This window comes from Novosphingobium sp. HNCC26BN242, assembly GCF_057180525.1.
The window spans coordinates 293,174-310,223 of record NZ_JBXUGM010000001.1; the positions used below are offsets into that span (position 1 = coordinate 293,174).

21 protein-coding genes are annotated in these 17,050 nt (G+C 62.0%); 12 read left to right on the forward strand and 9 right to left on the reverse strand.

The window, feature by feature from the left end; genetic code table 11:
* Nucleotides 1-27 precede the first annotated feature (27 nt).
* Together epsC and AC2A1F_RS01345 are read left to right on the forward strand one after the other, a co-directional pair.
* On the forward strand, nucleotides 28-747 hold the full coding sequence (epsC, locus tag AC2A1F_RS01340; RefSeq protein WP_484206983.1) for a serine O-acetyltransferase EpsC: 720 nt from the start codon (nucleotides 28-30) through the stop codon (nucleotides 745-747).
* A 35-nt stretch (nucleotides 748-782) separates the two neighbouring features.
* Nucleotides 783-1,115, forward strand: a complete 333-nt coding sequence (locus tag AC2A1F_RS01345) for a DUF2794 domain-containing protein (protein ID WP_484206984.1) — start codon at nucleotides 783-785, stop codon at nucleotides 1,113-1,115.
* A 124-nt stretch (nucleotides 1,116-1,239) separates the two neighbouring features.
* Here AC2A1F_RS01345 and AC2A1F_RS01350 read toward each other — a convergent pair whose 3' ends face one another.
* The 9 genes from AC2A1F_RS01350 to pyrE form a co-directional block, all read right to left on the reverse strand.
* Nucleotides 1,240-1,644, reverse strand: coding sequence for a PaaI family thioesterase (locus tag AC2A1F_RS01350; RefSeq protein WP_484206985.1), 405 nt, complete (start codon nucleotides 1,642-1,644; stop codon nucleotides 1,240-1,242).
* Nucleotides 1,641-2,144, reverse strand: coding sequence for a PaaI family thioesterase (locus AC2A1F_RS01355; protein ID WP_484206986.1), 504 nt, complete (start codon nucleotides 2,142-2,144; stop codon nucleotides 1,641-1,643). The genes AC2A1F_RS01350 and AC2A1F_RS01355 overlap by 4 nt, the downstream gene beginning before the upstream one ends.
* 68 nt (nucleotides 2,145-2,212) lie before the next feature.
* Entirely contained in the window at nucleotides 2,213-2,656 is a 444-nt protein-coding gene (gene ruvX / locus AC2A1F_RS01360; protein ID WP_484208141.1) for a Holliday junction resolvase RuvX, read from the reverse strand.
* A 20-nt stretch (nucleotides 2,657-2,676) separates the two neighbouring features.
* Nucleotides 2,677-3,813 carry a DUF3089 domain-containing protein gene (locus tag AC2A1F_RS01365; RefSeq protein WP_484206987.1) on the reverse strand — a complete coding sequence of 379 codons (1,137 nt, stop codon included), beginning with the start codon at nucleotides 3,811-3,813 and terminating at the stop codon, nucleotides 2,677-2,679.
* Nucleotides 3,814-3,835: 22 nt separating this feature from the next.
* Entirely contained in the window at nucleotides 3,836-4,930 is a 1,095-nt protein-coding gene (locus AC2A1F_RS01370) for an AI-2E family transporter (protein ID WP_484206988.1), read from the reverse strand.
* A 7-nt stretch (nucleotides 4,931-4,937) separates the two neighbouring features.
* Nucleotides 4,938-5,885, reverse strand: coding sequence for a signal peptidase I (lepB, locus tag AC2A1F_RS01375; protein ID WP_484206989.1), 948 nt, complete (start codon nucleotides 5,883-5,885; stop codon nucleotides 4,938-4,940).
* A 12-nt stretch (nucleotides 5,886-5,897) separates the two neighbouring features.
* Entirely contained in the window at nucleotides 5,898-6,314 is a 417-nt protein-coding gene (gene acpS / locus AC2A1F_RS01380; RefSeq protein ID WP_484206990.1) for a holo-ACP synthase, read from the reverse strand.
* A 10-nt stretch (nucleotides 6,315-6,324) separates the two neighbouring features.
* Entirely contained in the window at nucleotides 6,325-7,089 is a 765-nt protein-coding gene (locus tag AC2A1F_RS01385; protein ID WP_484206991.1) for a pyridoxine 5'-phosphate synthase, read from the reverse strand.
* Nucleotides 7,089-7,673, reverse strand: a complete 585-nt coding sequence (gene pyrE, locus AC2A1F_RS01390; protein ID WP_484208142.1) for an orotate phosphoribosyltransferase — start codon at nucleotides 7,671-7,673, stop codon at nucleotides 7,089-7,091. The genes AC2A1F_RS01385 and pyrE overlap by 1 nt, the downstream gene beginning before the upstream one ends.
* A gap of 269 nt (nucleotides 7,674-7,942) precedes the next feature.
* Between pyrE and coxB the strand changes: the two genes are divergently transcribed.
* The 10 genes from coxB to AC2A1F_RS01440 all read left to right on the forward strand — a co-directional run bounded on the left by coxB (nucleotide 7,943) and on the right by AC2A1F_RS01440 (nucleotide 17,014).
* Nucleotides 7,943-8,980, forward strand: a complete 1,038-nt coding sequence (gene coxB / locus AC2A1F_RS01395; protein ID WP_484206992.1) for a cytochrome c oxidase subunit II — start codon at nucleotides 7,943-7,945, stop codon at nucleotides 8,978-8,980.
* A gap of 30 nt (nucleotides 8,981-9,010) precedes the next feature.
* Nucleotides 9,011-10,702: a cytochrome c oxidase subunit I gene (ctaD, locus tag AC2A1F_RS01400; RefSeq protein WP_484206993.1), complete on the forward strand. Its 1,692-nt coding sequence runs from the start codon at nucleotides 9,011-9,013 to the stop codon at nucleotides 10,700-10,702.
* Nucleotides 10,703-10,867: 165 nt separating this feature from the next.
* Nucleotides 10,868-11,794 carry a heme o synthase gene (locus AC2A1F_RS01405; RefSeq protein WP_484206994.1) on the forward strand — a complete coding sequence of 309 codons (927 nt, stop codon included), beginning with the start codon at nucleotides 10,868-10,870 and terminating at the stop codon, nucleotides 11,792-11,794.
* A complete protein-coding gene (locus tag AC2A1F_RS01410) occupies nucleotides 11,794-11,979 on the forward strand; it encodes a hypothetical protein (protein WP_292629905.1) in 186 nt (61 codons plus the stop codon). Before AC2A1F_RS01405 ends, AC2A1F_RS01410 begins: the two co-directional genes overlap by 1 nt.
* Before the next feature lies 1 nt (nucleotide 11,980).
* Nucleotides 11,981-12,568 carry a cytochrome c oxidase assembly protein gene (locus AC2A1F_RS01415; RefSeq protein WP_484206995.1) on the forward strand — a complete coding sequence of 196 codons (588 nt, stop codon included), beginning with the start codon at nucleotides 11,981-11,983 and terminating at the stop codon, nucleotides 12,566-12,568.
* A gap of 123 nt (nucleotides 12,569-12,691) precedes the next feature.
* Nucleotides 12,692-13,513: a cytochrome c oxidase subunit 3 gene (locus AC2A1F_RS01420; RefSeq protein WP_484206996.1), complete on the forward strand. Its 822-nt coding sequence runs from the start codon at nucleotides 12,692-12,694 to the stop codon at nucleotides 13,511-13,513.
* Nucleotides 13,513-13,884, forward strand: coding sequence for a DUF983 domain-containing protein (locus tag AC2A1F_RS01425; RefSeq protein ID WP_484206997.1), 372 nt, complete (start codon nucleotides 13,513-13,515; stop codon nucleotides 13,882-13,884). Before AC2A1F_RS01420 ends, AC2A1F_RS01425 begins: the two co-directional genes overlap by 1 nt.
* Nucleotides 13,884-14,480 carry an SURF1 family protein gene (locus tag AC2A1F_RS01430; protein WP_484208143.1) on the forward strand — a complete coding sequence of 199 codons (597 nt, stop codon included), beginning with the start codon at nucleotides 13,884-13,886 and terminating at the stop codon, nucleotides 14,478-14,480. The genes AC2A1F_RS01425 and AC2A1F_RS01430 overlap by 1 nt, the downstream gene beginning before the upstream one ends.
* Before the next feature lie 163 nt (nucleotides 14,481-14,643).
* Nucleotides 14,644-16,062, forward strand: a complete 1,419-nt coding sequence (thrC, locus tag AC2A1F_RS01435; protein ID WP_484206998.1) for a threonine synthase — start codon at nucleotides 14,644-14,646, stop codon at nucleotides 16,060-16,062.
* Entirely contained in the window at nucleotides 16,055-17,014 is a 960-nt protein-coding gene (locus AC2A1F_RS01440) for a class I SAM-dependent methyltransferase (RefSeq protein WP_484206999.1), read from the forward strand. Before thrC ends, AC2A1F_RS01440 begins: the two co-directional genes overlap by 8 nt.
* Nucleotides 17,015-17,050 lie beyond the last annotated feature (36 nt).

Sequence of the window (17,050 nt, forward strand, 5' to 3'; positions counted from 1 at the left end):
CGCAGGTTTAGAGAGAGAATCAGGGGCATGTTCAACGGCCTGATAGCCTATATGGATTCGATCCGGGCGCGCGATCCAGCGCCGCGATCCCGCTGGGAAATCCTGCTCTATCCCGGGCTGTGGGCGGTGGGGTTCCACCGCGTGGCGCACTGGCTGTTTGAAGCGCGCCTGTATTTTCTGGCGCGTACGGTGAACCACCTTTCGCGCTTTTTCACGGCCATCGACATTCACCCCGGTGCCAAGATCGGGAAGCATCTGTTTATTGATCATGGCTTTACCGTGATCGGCGAAACGGCTGAGATTGGCGACAATGTGACGATCTATCAGTGCGTTACGCTGGGCGGCACCAATCCTGCGAATGGCGTGCCCGGCAAGCGTCACCCGACACTGAGCGATAATGCGATCATCGGATCGGGCGCGCAGATTCTGGGGCCGATCACCGTGGGGCCGCGCGCCCGCGTGGGAGCCAATGCGGTGGTGACCGACGATGTGCCCGAGGGCGCGACGATGGTTGGGCTTAAGGCGCGGTCTACGCTGGTTCCGGCTGAAACGTGGCTGAAGGAATTCATCCCTTATGGCACACCCTGCAAGGAGCCGTGCGAGCCCAATGGCGGGAGCCGGGTGGATGATCTGGAGGCCGAAGTGGCCGTGCTCAAGGCACAAGTTGCCGCGCTGATTGCAGCGCAGGGTGATGGCGAGACGCCTGCACCGACACCGACCAGCGTTGGCCGGAGGACTCGCCGCTGAGCGGGACCGGCCCTGATGCGGGGACACCCGGCAGTGTGTTGCCCTTTCCCAACGTGCGCGCGGCCCAGCAAGTGGGGTTTGAGCGGCTCGAACTGCTGAAAATCCTGGATATCTATGGCCGCATGGTCGCCGCTGGGTTCTGGCGCGATTATGCGATGGATTTTGGCAAGGATGCCGCCGTGTTCGCCGCGTTCAAACGCACGGCAGAGCGGCCTTCGGCGCGGATCGAGAAGCGGCCCGCGCTGCGCGGCAAGCAGGGCATGTGGGCGCTGTTTGGCGAGGCAGGGCAGGTGCTCAAGCGCGGGCACGATCTGGCGGGCGTGCTATCACCGCTGGAGCGGCGGTTGATGAAGGTGGTGGAGGATTGAGCCCGTTTGAATAAGCCCGTTCATGTCGAGCGTAGTCGAGACACCAAGCGGGGCGCTCGTAGTGTCTCGACTACGCTCGACACGAACGGAACAAAGGGCGGGATGGGAGCAATAAGCGGGCTTTTCAAACCTTCGGTTTGATAAGGAAGTTCATCCAGCAGCTGGCCAGTGGTTTGGTGCGGTCAGCTTGCCAAGCCTCGGCGCGGACGTTGGCGATGCGGCGGCCGGCGCGGATCACTTCGCCGCGGGCGAAGGTTTCCACCGTGATGCCGCCGCGCAGATACTCGACCGAGATGTTGACGGGTTTGAAGCGTACCTTTGCATCTTCTTCGCCCAGTTCGGCGTGGAGCGCCATGATTGCGGCGATTTCCAGCAGCCCTGCAATCGCGCCGCCGTGGAGATAGCCGGGGCGGCCCATCGCGCGGTCGGAAAAGTCCATGGCGAGGAGCGGTGCGCCATCGAGCAGGCCTTCGATGCGCATGCCCATGGCGCGGGCATAGGGCGGCAGGCGGTTGACAAGGTCACTCATGCCTTGGCCCCCGGTTCCCTTGACCAGCCATCGGCGTCGACCTGAATGAAGATGCCCGCCGCGTGGGCGACCGGATCGGCGATGTCGCCATCATGGGCAATGCCGCGCACGAAGGCCATCGACGTTTTAAGCTGATAGCATTCGGCCCAGGCGATGATCGTTTTGCCAGGCGTTGCGGCGCGCACATAATCGATGCGCAGATCGAGCGTCACTTGCGGACGGAAGCCACCGCGCAGGGCCCAGACCGACATCGAGGTGGCATTGTCGAGCAGGCTGATGATCGGGCCGGAGGCCAGCACGCCAGTTTCAGGGTCACCCACCAGATCCTCACGCCAGGGTAGGCCAAGTTCGATCCAGTTGCTGCCATGCGTGCGGTATTCCATGCCGACGAAGCCGGTGTGGCCGTGCTTCATCATGAATTTGCCCATGCGCGAAGGTTCGAAGGCCATGTCTGGCGGGATGGCCGGGCGTCCGCCCGTATTTTCGGGGTTGATGTTCATGAGATATTCCTGCCGCAGCCGGGCGACGTTGACAAGCGGCTTAAGTGCGCGGTTAAAACGCGCAGGGCTCAGAACGCGCTGCCGGCCAGCGCATCGATCGCGCCCTGCAGAATCAGCGCGGCGGCGTGCGAATCGATGCGGGTGGCGCGTTTGGCGCGGCTGAAATCCTGCTCGATCATCGCGCGTTCGGCGGCCTGCGTGGTCCAGCGTTCGTCCCACAGCAGGATCGGCAGGCCAAGGTCCTCCAGATTGCGGGCGATGGCGCGCGCACCTTGCGAGCGGGGGCTTTCGGACCCGTCCATGTTGAGCGGCAGGCCGATGACGAGGCCTTTGACGCTGCGCTCTGTGACCAATGCTGCAAGCTTGGCCTTGTCGGCAGTGAACTTGCTGCGCTGTAGTGTTTTGCCTGCGGTGGCAAAGCGCCAGTCGCTGTCGCACAGGGCGATGCCGATGGTCTTGGTGCCGGTATCAAGGCCCATCAGCGCGCCGCCTTCGGGCAGGGCATCGCGCATCAGCAGCGCAGATTGCGTGATCACATCGTAGGCTTCTGGACAGGCTTTTTCGCGGCCTGCCAAGCGGCAACGCGGCGGCCCACATCGGCGCGCAAGTTCGACCAGAACAGCGGGATGTCATAGATGTGGTAGTTGTTGCCCGGCAACACATAGGCACCGATTTCGGGCGGATCGCCGATCAGCAGAATGCCGGTGGCCGGATCGCAGCGGGCGGGGACTGCGCCGACGATCAGTTCACCACTCTTGAGGTCTTCCGAGGGCTTGAGCGTGCCGAGGTTAGCGCTGGCAGGCGCCGATGCGCTGGCCCCGCCATTGAGCGGGTTGGTGCACAGGACCGGGCGCGCATCCTTGGGCTTGCCATCAAGGCCGGGGCGGGTGCGATAGGCTTCGAGCACGAGACCGGGCTCTGCCGGTTCGGCAAAGCTGGCCCATGTCATGATGCAGCCTGTCTGATCGGCGGCGGTGCAGGCTTTGAGGCCCATGGCGGGCAGATCGTGCTCCACCGAAATCGGCCAGCCCACCGGATAGGCGGCAACCACGCGCGCGGCCAGTGGCGTTCCGGCAACGCGGTCTTTCAGCAGGTGGATCAAATGCAGTGCGCCTTGGCTGTGGCCAGCCAGCACGATCGGCGCATCGGCAGGCACGCTGGCAACGAAGGTGTCAAAGGCTTGGCGGACATCGAGATAGGCCGCATCCAGGGCCATCTGCCCCTCAGGCTTATCGGTGAGGAACGCGCCGAATGCCGCCTGCCGATACCGTGGTGCCCAGACTTGCGCCTGCCCGTTGAAGGCCGAAGCCATTCCTTGGAGGTAATACGCCGAGCGGCGGTTGGTATCCATATCGTCCAACGGCCCGTTCCACGCCTCACGCGCCAGATAGCTGGTCGGGTGGATGAAGAACACCGCAGCTGGACCCTGATTTTTCTTGATCCCGGCAGGCAGCCACTGCGACGGATCATCCTTGCCGATGTCAGGCCGCGAGAACCACATCTTGTTCCCGGCGTAAGCGCCTGAAGGGAGAGGGTCGAGCTTTGCATAATCGGCGCGCGGGACGAAGGCGAAGCGGGTCAGCTCGGTAGACCAGATGCGCAGGATAAACAGGGCCGCGATTACCAGAACGGCAAGGACAGCAATCATGTAGAGAAACTTGCGGGCCATCGTGGGTCTCTGCGGTTGGTGGTCAGGTGGCTGGTTCTGGTCGTTCGGCGTTGCGGGCATCGTTCCGTTCGGCCTGACGTTCCAGCGCGATCTTGATCATTGCAACGATCGGATCAGCCAGCATCAGCCCGAGAATGCCGAACAGCAACCCGAACATCAGCTGTGCGCCCAACACCAGCGCCGGGGCGAGGTCAACCGTCCGTTTGGCCACCATCGGCACTATGATGTTGCCGTCCACGGTTTGCACTACAAAATAGACCGCGAGGCAGAACAGCCCGGTCTCGTTGCTGACTGAAAACCCGACAAGGACCATCAGAACGCCAGAGATCGGCGCGCCGATATTGGGCAGGAAGGCGAGCAATCCCGTAAGCAGGCCAAGAAGCGCGGCCATCGGCACGCCCCACCACGCCAGCAAGGCCCATGTGGCAATGCCCTCCACCGCCATGCCAAGCAGCCGACCGAATAGCAGCATGCGCAGCGCCTTGCCCATGCGAAGGGCAGTGCCTTCCCAATGCTCGCGGCTTTCTCCCGGAAGCATCCAGCCAAGGCCGCGCCGGTAAAGGTGCGGTTCCAGTACAAAGTAGATTGCCAGAATGAAGATCAGGAAGCCGGTGGTAAAGCCGCCAAATATGCCGCCAAGGGCTCGGGTCACTTGCCCGATGCTGCCCAGCACCTGGCTGGCGATCTGTTGCAGGTTGAAGTCCTGCGTAGTGATTCCGTGATTTTGCGCCCATGCCGTCAAGCGGCTGAGCTGGGTTTCTATCACATTGGGCAATTGCGCGGCCTGAGCGGCAATTTCACCACCGGCAAAGATCACGAGCCAGACAAGAAATGCAAATGCGCTTAGCAGGATGACCGTGATCCGCAGGCCCCGTGGCAACCATGGCGCTACCTTTGCGATCAGCCGCTGCCCGCCATCGATCATCGCGGCAAACACGATGCCGCCAAGAATCACCATGATCGGTTGAGCAAGCAGCACGACAAGCGCGAAAAGCGAAGCCACGCCCAGCCACACCGCTGCCCTCTTTGCCTCCTGCCGCACCAAACTGTCGCGGATGTCAGCCGGGCCGGGGCGCGTTGATTGGCCTGACGGGGCGGGAGGCGGCGGCTGGTTCATGAACTGATCAACGTTTCGCTTGTGCCTCGTTCGAATTTGCCGGGGCAGATCCGGACTGCCGGCGTATCTCTGGACGCAGTCTGGTCCACGCGCGGCCATCGCGCAAGGACGACCACCATGTCAGGGGATTGAGCGCCTCGCTGCCATCGAGCGAGAAGGTAACGAACTCTGCCCGCCCGCCAACATTGGCCAGCGGCACCGGGCCGCCAAGACCGCGCTCTTCAACAGGCGCGCGGCTGTCAGCCGAATGATCGCGGTTATCGCCCATCAGGAACACATGGCCGGGGGGGACCAGCGTTGCGGGATAGTTGTCGAGCATCTGGTCCATGTGATCGATCACCACATAGCTGGCCCCTTTAGGAAGCGTTTCCCGAAAAGCAGGTAATTCATAGACTTCACGCCCGTTCGTAAGACGGGTTCGGAAGCGTTCGAACATGTCGTAACACGGGGCGCCATCGCACGAGAGCTGCGGATCGACCGGAATCTGCACCGGCGGTTCGGCCTGTTGCGGCACCAGTTTGCCGTTCAGGATGATCTGGCCATGAATCACAGCGATCCGATCACCGGGCAGGGCGACCACGCGCTTGATATAATCCTCGTCGCGATCAGGCGGCACGGCGATCACGATATCGCCATATTCCGGCGTTTTGGGCAATGCGCGCGTGGTTCCGCGGGGCAGCACATGGAACGAGGCCGAAACCCACGACCAGCCATAGGGATACTTCGAGACGATCAGCCGATCGCCCACCAGCAAATTGGGCATCATCGAGATCGATGGAATATAGAACGGCTTGGCTATGAAGCTGTGGAACACGACCACTGCCGCAAGCATCAAAGCGAGGCCGCGAATTTCGGCCCACCAGTCGACACCGCTTTCGGGCGGCGGCGGGGGCGGGGAAAGCGGCTCTATCGGCACCTGTTCAGTGGCCGGATCGTGGAAAATCTGGTCGGTCAAGCAGCGGGCGTTTCAGGAAAGGGGGCCGAGAACGGGGCGAGCTTCGATCACGACAAAGGCCTGCGCCCAAGGATGATCGTCGGTCAAGGTCAGATGGACAACAGCTTCGTAACCTTGGGGTGTGATTGCGGCAAGCCGGGCAGCGGCCCCACCGGTCAGCGCCAACGTTGGCGCGCCAGACGGGGCGTTGACCACGCCGATGTCCTTCATGAACACGCCTGCCTTGAACCCGGTTCCGACGGCCTTGGAAAAAGCCTCCTTGGCGGCAAAGCGCTTCGCCAGCGTTCCGGCCATCGTATAGGGGCGGCGCGCGGCCTTGGCCTTTTCCACATCGGTGAACACGCGGTTGATGAAGCGGTCACCGAAACGGTCGAGCGAGTTTTGGATACGCTCGATGTTGCACAGGTCAGAGCCGATGGCGATGATCACTGCCCGGGCCTTACCGCGCTTCGTCCATCAGATCGCGCATTCGGCGGATGGCGTTTTCGAGGCCGACAAACACTGCCTCGCCGATCAGATAGTGCCCGATATTGAGTTCGGCGATCTGCGGGATGGCGGCGATGGGCTGGACGTTTTCAAAGGTGAGGCCGTGGCCTGCGTGCGGCTCGATCCCGTTTTTGGCGGCGAGTGCGGCCATATCACTGATCCGGCGCAATTCGCGCTCTACTTTTGCCATATCGCCATCTGCAAAGGCATGGGCATATTCACCAGTGTGGAATTCGACCACCGGCGCGCCAAGGCGCAGCGCCGCGTCAAGCTGCCGCTCGTCCGCTTCGATGAACAGCGAGACGCGGATGCCTGCGGCGCGCAGTTCCTCGGCAATCGGGGCGAGGGTGTTGTGCATTCCGGCGGCGTCCAGGCCACCCTCGGTGGTGCGCTCTTCGCGCTTTTCGGGCACGATGCACGCGGCGTGCGGTTTGTGGCGCAGCGCGATGGCGAGCATTTCTGGAGTCGCCGCCATTTCAAGGTTCAGCGGCAGGTTGGTGGCTTGCTGAATGCGGGCAAGGTCCTCATCGCGAATGTGGCGACGGTCTTCACGCAGATGCGCCGTGATGCCATCCCCGCCCACGCTTGCGACGATTTCAGCCGCGCGGACAGGATCGGGATGGTCCCCGCCGCGCGCGTTGCGGATCGTGGCCACGTGATCGATATTGACGCCCAAACGCAGGCGGTGCTGCGACAGGCCCGAGGTCGGGGCGCTCATCAGGGTTTGGTCCGGCTGCCGGGCTTCACCGCTTCGGTGCTGGCAAGCTCGGGCGGCAATTCGTCGGGCGCATAAGTCGGGAAATTCAGTGCGACGAGCGGGAAAAATGGCACGCCCAGATCGACGCTGCCTGCAGAGCGGTCAACCAGTGCCGCTGCCGCGATGACTTCGCCGCCAGCATCTTCGATGGCCTTGATCGCCTCGCGGCTGGACAGGCCGGTGGTAACTACGTCTTCGACCATCAGCACTTTTTCGCCCGGGTTCAGCGAAAAGCCCCGGCGCAGTTCGAATGTGCCGGTGGGGCGTTCGACGAACATCGCCTCTACGCCCAGTGCGCGTCCCATTTCGTGGCCGATGATGACCCCGCCCATGGCAGGCGATACGACTTTCTGAATGTTCTGGCGCACCTCACGCGGAATCTTCTGAGCGATGGCTGCGGCAAGGCGCGAGGCGCGCATCGGGTCCATCAAGACCCGCGCGCACTGCAAATAGTGTGCGCTGTGACGGCCGGACGAGAGCAGGAAATGCCCTTCAAGCAAAGCTTGGCTTGCGCGGAATTCGGAAAGAATCTCGTCTTCGAGCATCATGACAGCCTGATCAGGTCGGTTGGAGCCTTGCAAATGGCGGTTGGTCGCCTTGCGGGCAACCCTTTTCCGCAGATGTGTTTCGATGCATTGCCACATTGCCCGAAGGGGTGTGGGAGAGGGTTGAAAAATATGCGCACCGCCGCTTGAGGCTTGGCACAACCGCGCGTATAGGCCGGTCCGTTCGAGGGACGTAGGGAGGGTGCAGACGCACCTTCCTGATGCAGCGCAACACGCGCGCAAACAGGTAAAAAGCGGAAACTTTGACGATGAGTCTTGCCGATACTGCCCGCCAAGCGGGCACAGCTTTCCGGACTTTTGGCCGGACCTTTGGCGTTGCTGCTGCGCTGATTTTCGGGGCAAACGCTATGGCTGCAGCGCCTGTGGCACCAACAGCACCAGTGGCAGCTGCTCCAGCAGCAACTGCGCCGGTTGCAACCGATGCTGGTGCTGCTGCTGTGGCGGCCGAAGCTGCACCAGTCGACGCCGGTTCCTATACGCCAATGGCCCCGACTCCGGGCAAGGGTATGCCGGTGGACAAGGGTTGGACCTTCCAGGATCAGTACTCCCCAACTGGCGAAGAAGCATTGTGGATGCACGATGTGATCCTGATGCCGGTAATCGTGGCGATCTCGTTGCTAGTGCTGATCCTGCTGGTTGTGGTGGTTGCCAAGTTCAACAAGCGCGCCAATCCGGTCGCTTCGAAGACCAGCCACAACACGCTGATCGAAGTGGTGTGGACGCTGGTGCCGGTGCTGATTCTGGTGGTGATCGCGGTTCCATCGATCCGCCTGCTTGCCCATCAATATGATCCTGCGCCCAAGGGTGCGGTGACCGTGAAGGTGACGGGCTATCAGTGGTACTGGGGTTATACCTATCCCGATAACGGCGGTTTCGAAGTCATTTCGAATATGCTGCCAGACGCTGAAGCGCTGAAGCGCGGTGAGCCGGGCCAGCTGGCGGTGGACAACCGCATGGTCGTCCCTGCGGGTGAGCCGATCCGCATCCAGACCATCGGCTCGGACGTGATCCACGCGTTTGCCGTGCCTTCGCTATGGTTCAAGCTGGACGCAGTGCCCGGCCGGATCAACGAGAAGGTGCTGATGATCAAGGAGCCGGGCGTATATTACGGCCAGTGCTCGGAACTTTGCGGTGCCCGTCATGGGTACATGCCGATCGCGGTGGAAGCTCTGCCGCGCGACAAGTTCGAAGCTTGGGTGAAGACTCAGCCGGGCGGCACTGTGGGTGAGGCCGTGGAAGCGGCCGCAGCCCCCGCAGCTGCAGCCCCCGCGGCTCCGGCCGCCTGACGCGACGTTTATGGACAAGGTTTGAGCGATATGGCTACCATTCCCGCAAACGAAGGTTATGATGCGCATGATCATGCGCACGAACACGATCATGATCACAAGCCGGCATTTTTTGCCCGCTGGTTCATGTCCACCAACCACAAGGACATCGGCACGCTGTACCTGATCTTCGCGATTTTCGCGGGGATCATCGGTGGCGCCGTTTCCGGCATGATGCGGGCTGAACTGGCGCAGCCGGGCATCCAGTATCTGGGCTATTTCGCGCAGTTGCTGGGCACGGCCAACCCCAGCTTCGATGAACAGCTTCACCTGTGGAACGTGCTGATCACGGCACACGGCCTGATCATGGTGTTCTTCATGGTCATGCCTGCCATCATCGGCGGCTTCGGCAACTGGTTCGTGCCGATCATGATCGGCGCGCCGGACATGGCGTTCCCGCGCATGAACAACGTGTCGTTCTGGCTGACGTTCGTGGGCTTCATGTCGCTGATGATCTCGGCCTTCATGCCGGGCGGCACGGGGCAAGGCGCTGGCACGGGCTGGACGGTCTATGCACCGCTTTCCACTTCGGGCTCGGTCGGTCCTGCGGTCGATTTCGCGATCTTCTCACTGCACCTTTCGGGCGCAGGTTCGATCCTGGGTGCGATCAACTTCATCACCACCATCCTGAACATGCGCGCGCCGGGGATGACCCTGCACAAGATGCCGCTGTTCGTGTGGTCGGTGCTGGTAACCGCGTTCCTGCTGCTGCTGGCACTGCCGGTTTTGGCTGCTGCCATCACCATGCTGCTGACCGACCGCAACTTCGGCACGACCTTCTTCGATCCTGCGGGCGGCGGTGACCCCGTCCTCTATCAGCACCTGTTCTGGTTCTTCGGCCACCCCGAAGTGTACATCATGATCCTGCCGGGCTTCGGCATTATCAGCCAGATCATCTCGACCTTCTCGAAGAAGCCAGTGTTCGGCTACCTCGGCATGGCTTACGCGATGGTCGCCATCGGCGTGGTCGGGTTCATCGTGTGGGCACACCACATGTACACCACCGGGCTCGACGTAAACACGAAGATGTATTTCACCGCCGCAACGATGGTGATCGCGGTGCCGACCGGCATCAAGATCTTCTCGTGGATCGCAACGATGTGGGGCGGCAGCCTTGAGTTCAAGTCACCGATGATCTGGGCGCTTGGCTTCATCTTCCTGTTCACTGTTGGCGGCGTAACTGGCGTCGTGCTGGCCAACGGTGGTGTGGACGACAACCTGCATGACACCTACTACGTGGTCGCGCACTTCCACTACGTACTGTCGCTGGGCGCTGTAACCTCGCTCTTCGCCGGGTTCTTCTACTGGTTCCCGAAGATGAGCGGCCGGATGCACTCGGAATTCCTCAGCCACCTGCAGTTCGTGATCTTCTTCATCGGTGTGAACCTGATCTTCTTCCCGATGCACTTCCTGGGCGTTCAGGGCATGCCGCGCCGCTATCCAGACTATGCGGTGGCCTACACCTACTGGAACGAGATCGCCTCGCTAGGCTACGTGATCATGGCAGGTTCGATGGTGATCTTCTTCATCAACATCGCCTACGCGTTCCTGGCGGGCAAGAAGGCCGAAGCCAACTACTGGGGCGAAGGCGCAACGACGTTGGAGTGGACCCTGTCCTCGCCGCCGCCGTTCCACCAGTTCGAAACCCTGCCGGTGATCGACGACGCGGCTCACGCACACTGAGCAAGTTGTCGGCCTGAAGGCTGAAACGATAGGGCCTCCGGATCGATCCGGGGGCCTTTTTCGTTGCTGGTGCTTTGCTCGATGAACAGCCCTTTTGGGCGCTTGCTCGGCTCGTCCCCTTTCGCTTTCCATGAACGTAAAGCGAGCGTATAGGCGCGGCCAATCATGGATTCTGCAACACCCCTACGTTCGACTGTGGCTCTGCCCGCAGAGTGGCGCGATTTCTTCGCGCTGACCAAGCCACGCGTGATGACGCTGGTCATCTTCAGCGGCTTGTGCGGCCTGCTGGCCGCGCCCGGGACCATCCACCCTGTCATCGCATTTACCGCGATCCTATGCATCGCGGTGGGCGCTGGCGGGGCCGCCGCGCTCAACATGTGGTGGGAAGCCGATCTTGACGCCGGGATGAAGCGCACGGCAGCGCGGCCCCTGCCTTCGGGCCGGATGGACCGCGCATCAGCCCGCGATTTCGGCTTCATGCTCTCAGGCGCTTCGGTCGTGGTCATGGGCCTTGCTGTGAACTGGCTCTCGGCGGCCATTCTGGCCTTTTCGATCTTCTATTATGCATGGATATACACCGTCTGGCTCAAGCCGCGCACGCCGCAGAATATCGTGATTGGTGGCGGTGCAGGAGCCTTTCCGCCGTTGATCGGCTGGGTGGCGGTGACCGGCGACATCACGCTGATGCCGGTGCTGTTGTTCCTGATCATCTTCATGTGGACGCCGCCACACTTCTGGGCACTCGCGCTGTTTGTGCAGATTGATTACGCCAAGGTCGGCATTCCGATGATGCCAGTGGTGGCTGGTGAAAAGTCCACGCGGCGGCAGATCCTGATCTACGCGGTCCTGCTCCTCCCGGTGACATTGGCCCCTTGGTTCATAGGCGGAACGGGCTGGGTCTATGGTATGTCAGCTTTGGTTCTCGGCCTGATCTTCGTGGCGCTATCGGCCAAAGTCGGGATGCGGGACACCGGACCGGATGACAAGATGCTGCCGGAAAAGCGGCTGTTTGGGTATTCGATCCTCTATCTTTTCGTGCTTTTCGGCATGCTGGCGTTTGACCGGCTCGCCACGGTGCAAGGCTGGCAATAATGAACGAACCGAGCAAGTTTGAGACGCCGCAGCCCGAGCACCTGTCAAAAGCGCAATCCGATCTCTATCGCGCGCGGCAACGCGGGCGGAACAAGGTTTTGGGCATCGTACTGGGATCCCTGGCTGTGTTGTTCTTTGCGATTTCGATCGTGAAAATTGCGGCGCAGATCGAAGGAGCCAACTGACGTGGCAACCACCGTCGTTTCCAATTCTGCCAAGAATCGCAAAGTCGGTATGTTGGCAGCTGGCGGGGCACTGGCCATGCTTGGACTGGGCTATGCCTCGGTGCCGCTCTATCAGTTGTTCTGCCAAGTGACCGGCTATGGCGGCACGACGCAGCGCGCCGATGCGACCACGGCGGCAGGGGTGAAGATCGCGGGCAAGTCTGTAACGGTGCGCTTCGATGCCAATGTGGCGCGCGACATGCCTTGGGAATTCAAGGTCATGCAGGTCAAGCAGGAGGTGCGCATCGGGCAGCGCCAGATGGCGCGGTATCAGGCGCGCAACCTTTCTGGTCAGGCGGTGACGGGCACGGCAATCTTCAACGTCTCGCCCGAACAGGCGGGCAAGTATTTCAACAAGATCCAGTGCTTCTGCTTTACCGAACAGACGCTGCAACCGGGGCAGGAAATCCCGATGCCCGTGATCTATTACGTTGATCCAGCGATTCTCGATGATCCGGCGGCAAAGGACATTGCAGAGATTACGCTGAGCTATACCTTCAACGAAACGCTGGAAAGCGCTGCAACGCGCGCGGGCAAGCCGGTTTTGTAAACGATGGAAAAGCCTCTGGACCGCAAGCAAACCCGGCGATAAAGGCCAACGCGAACAACGTGCCGGGCCTTGGTGCCCAGCACGATACAGATGACCAGACCTGACTTGGGGATTTCAACGATCATGGCCGGCGCTAAGAACCACGATTACCACATTCTGCCGCCCGACATCTGGCCCTTTGCCGGTGCCATGTCGGCGCTGACCATGGCTGTTGGCGGCGTCTTCTGGATGCACGACATGGCTGGCGGCACGGCCGTATTTTCGCTTGGCCTGCTGGGCGTGATCGTCACGTTCTTTTCGTGGTTCGGCAAGATCATCAAGGAAGCGCATGCGGGCGATCACACCCCGGTTGTGCAGCTGCATCAGCGTTATGGGATGATCCTGTTCATCGCTTCGGAAGTGATGTTCTTCGTCGGCTGGTTCTGGGCCTTCTTTGATTTCTCCCTGTTCCCTTCGGAACTGGCTGAGGTTGTGGCTGGCCAGTGGCCGCCAAAGGCGATCGAAGCGGTCATGGACCCGTTCGATCTGCCGCTGCTCAACACGCTGATCCTGCTGTGCTCGGGCACCACGCTCACCTGGGCGCACCACGCGCTGATCCATGGTGACCGCGATGGCCTGAAGAAGGGTCTGTGGGCCACGATCCTGCTGGGCGCGGTATTCTCGGCCATTCAGGCCTATGAATATGCGGCTGCTCCGTTTGCGTTCGGCACCAACACCTTTGGTTCGTCGTTCTACATGGCAACCGGGTTCCACGGCTTCCACGTGATCGTCGGCACGATCTTCCTGATCGTCTGCCTTGCCCGCGTCTACAAGGGTCACTTCACCCCGCGCCAGCATTTCGGTTTCGAAGCGGCTGCATGGTATTGGCACTTCGTTGACGTGGTATGGCTGTTCCTGTTTGTCGCCATCTATGTGTGGGGCAGCTGGGGTGCGCCGGTTCACTGATGCCTGAAGGCGAAAGTCATCACCAGAAAGGGCAGTCCGGGGTTACCGCGACTGCCCTTTTCGGTTTGTGCCCTCGTTGCGGGGCAAAGGGCGCGTGGTCAACGCCGGGCGCACTGGCGCAGCGGTGCGGGGCCTGCGGGCTGGAGCTTGAGCGGCATGAGCCGCGCGGGCGCGGCATGTACCTGGTGGTTTTGCCGGTAACGGTGCTGCTGGTGCTGGCCGCGCTAAAGCTGGACGAGGTGGTGCAATTGCCGGTGTGGGCGCTGATTGCCCTTTGGGGCGTTGTCGTTCCGCTGGTGGTGACGGTGGCGCTGCGCTTTGCCAAGGCGGCGGCACTGATGGCGCGACTCGACAAGGAAGGTTTGCTGTGATGCGGCGCGTGCCGATTATCTCGACGGTGATCGTGGCCGCAGCGGTCGCCACGATGATTGCGCTGGGCGTGTGGCAGTTGCAGCGCATGGATGAAAAGCAGGTCATGCTGGCGCGGTACGCGACGGCGATTGCCGATGCAGCAACCGTGGCTTTTCCCGATGCCGATGTGGCGGCGGTGGAGAAGGCGCTGTTCCATCGCTCCCAGGTGGATTGCCAGTCGATCACGCAGCCGTGGAATTCCATCGCAGGCCGCAATGCCAAGGGCGAAACCGGGTATGTGCATCTGGCCAACTGCGCGATTGGCGAAGGCCGCACCGCGCAAGTGCAAGCTGGTTGGAGCAAAGGGCCGAAGCACCCTGAATGGACTGGTGGCAAGATCACGGGGCTGATTGCCCCCTATACCGATGGAGCCGCGCGGCTGATTGCCGATCCGCCGGTCACCGGCTTTGCTGCCAGTGCGCGGCCTGATCCGGCTGATGTGCCGAACAACCATCTGGCTTACGCGGTTCAGTGGTTCTTCTTCGCACTCGTGGCGCTGGTGATTTACGGGCTGGCCCTGCGCAAGCGCTGGCGAGAGCGGGCTGGTTCCGTTTAACCCGCTCGTCCTGAGCCTGTCGAAGGACGCTGGTGCAGTGCGCGGTTCCGGCACCCTTCGACAGGCTCAGGGTGAGCGGTGTGGAGAGGGAGGCTCAGGAATAGCTTCCTTACACCCCAGAATCCTTGCCACACCGTCCTGTGGCCGCTAACCGCCCAATCCCATGAAGTACGTCAGCACCCGGGGGCAGGCACCCTCGCTCGATTTTCAGGGCGTCACGCTCGCAGGCCTTGCCTCGGACGGTGGGCTTTATGTGCCCGAGACTTGGCCGCAGTTCAGCTCGGACGAGATCGCAGGCATGGCGGGGCTGCCCTATGCCCAGCTGGCGCAGAAGATCATGCTGCCTTTCGTGGGCGATTGCCTGACGCCCGAGCGGCTGCTGGAACTGTGTGAGCAGGCCTATGGCCGCTTTGCCCATGCCGCTGTGGTGCCGCTAAAGCAACTGGACGAGACGCAGTGGGTGCTGGAGCTGTTCCACGGCCCCACGCTGGCGTTCAAGGACGTGGCGCTGCAATTGCTGGGCTTGTTGTTCGAGGAGTTTCTGGCAAAAGGCGATGATCACATCACTATCGTCGGGGCAACGTCGGGCGATACCGGCTCTGCTGCTATTGATGGTGTGGCGGGGCGGGCGAAGATCGATATCTTCATGCTTCACCCGCATGGGCGCGTTTCGGATGTGCAGCGCCGCCAGATGACCACGGTGATCGCGCCGAATGTGCACAACATCGCCATCGACGGCAGCTTTGATGATGCGCAGGCGATGGTGAAGCGCATGTTCAATGACAATGCGATGACTAGCCGTTTCGGGATCGCTGCGGTCAATTCGATCAACTGGGCGCGATTGATGGCGCAGGTGGTCTATTATTTCTACGCCGCGCTGCAACTGGGCGCGCCGCAGCGCAAGGTGGCGTTCTCGGTTCCGACCGGAAACTTCGGCGATGTGTTCGCAGGCTATGTGGCAGCGCAAATGGGCCTGCCGATCGAGCGGTTGATCGTGGCGACCAACGTCAACGATATTCTCCACCGCGCGCTTTCAACCGGCGATTATTCGGCCAGCACGGTGACGGTCACAGCAGCGCCATCGATGGACATTCAGGTGTCATCGAACTTTGAACGCCTGCTGTTTGATGGCTGCGGGCGCGATGGCGCGGCGATGGCGGCGCAGATGAAGCAGTTTGAAGCGACCAAGGCGATGCAACTGACCAATGCGCAGCGCGAATCGGCAGCGGCGCTGTTCACCTCGGAACGCGCCGATGCAGGTGATATGGCCAACGCCATGCGCTGGGCGTTTGAGGCCTGCGGTGAGGTGCTCGATCCGCATACGGCTATTGGCCTGCACGCGGCGCGCGTGGCGCAAGGTATTCCGGCAGGGGTGCCGATCGTGACGCTGGCAACGGCGCATCCGGCCAAGTTCGTCGATGCGGTTGAGCGGGCTACCGGACTGCGCCCCGGTTTGCCCGCGCGCGTAGGTGATCTGTTTGATCGCGAAGAGCGCTGCGACCGCTTGCCGGGCGATTACGACGCTGTCGCCGCTTATGTGGCCGAGCGCGCCACGCCCCGGCAGCACCCGACGCATGGCTGAGCTGGATCTCCAGCCCAAACTGATGGTGGGCGAGGGCTGGGCAGATTTTACCCTGCTCGATTCCGGCCACGGGCGGAAGCTGGAGCAATACGGGCCGCACCGCTTCATCCGGCCGGAACCTCAGGCGATGTGGACGCCGCGTCTGGCCGATTGGCAGGCGGATGCGGAATTCGTGCCCGGTTCTGACGAGGACGGCGGTGGGCGCTGGATGTTTGACCGCCCCGTGCCGCGCGATGGCTGGGAGTTGGGCTGGAACGATGTGCGCTTTACCGCATCGTGCACGCCGTTCCGGCACTTGGGGTTCTTTCCCGATATGGCCCCGGTGTGGGACTGGATGGGGGAGCAACTGGCTCCGCGTGCAGCGTGTCCCCGCGAAGGCGGGGACCTCAGGCCGGAGAGCGCGCCTTTGGACGCACGAGGTCCCCGCCTGCGCGGGGACGCACAGACGCTCAATTTGTTCGGATACACCGGCGTGGGGACGCTGGCGCTTTCGGAATATGGCCCGGTCACTCACGTCGATGCGTCGAAGAAGTCGGTGGCGCAGGCCCGTGCCAATGCCCAGCTTTCGGGCATGGCCGAACGTCCGGTGCGCTGGATGATCGATGATGCGGCCAAGTTCACCGCACGCGAAGTGCGCCGGGGCAGGCGCTATGACGGCATCATCCTCGATCCACCCAAATTCGGACGTGGCCCGGATGGTGAAGTGTGGCGGCTGGAGGAAAGCCTGCCCGGACTTGTTGCCGATTGCGCGCAATTGCTGGACGCCGACAGCCGGTTCCTGTTCCTGACGGTCTATGCCGTGCGCATGTCCTCGCTTGCCATCGCCGGACTGCTGGCTGAGGCGCTGAAAGGTCTTGGCGGCACAATAGAACATGGTGATCTGGCGATTCGCGAAAGCGGGCCGGACGCTCGCCTGCTGCCCACGGCGATCTTCGCACGCTGGAAAAACTGAAATCCTTGAAGCGCGGTGGACACGCCCGCGCGCCGG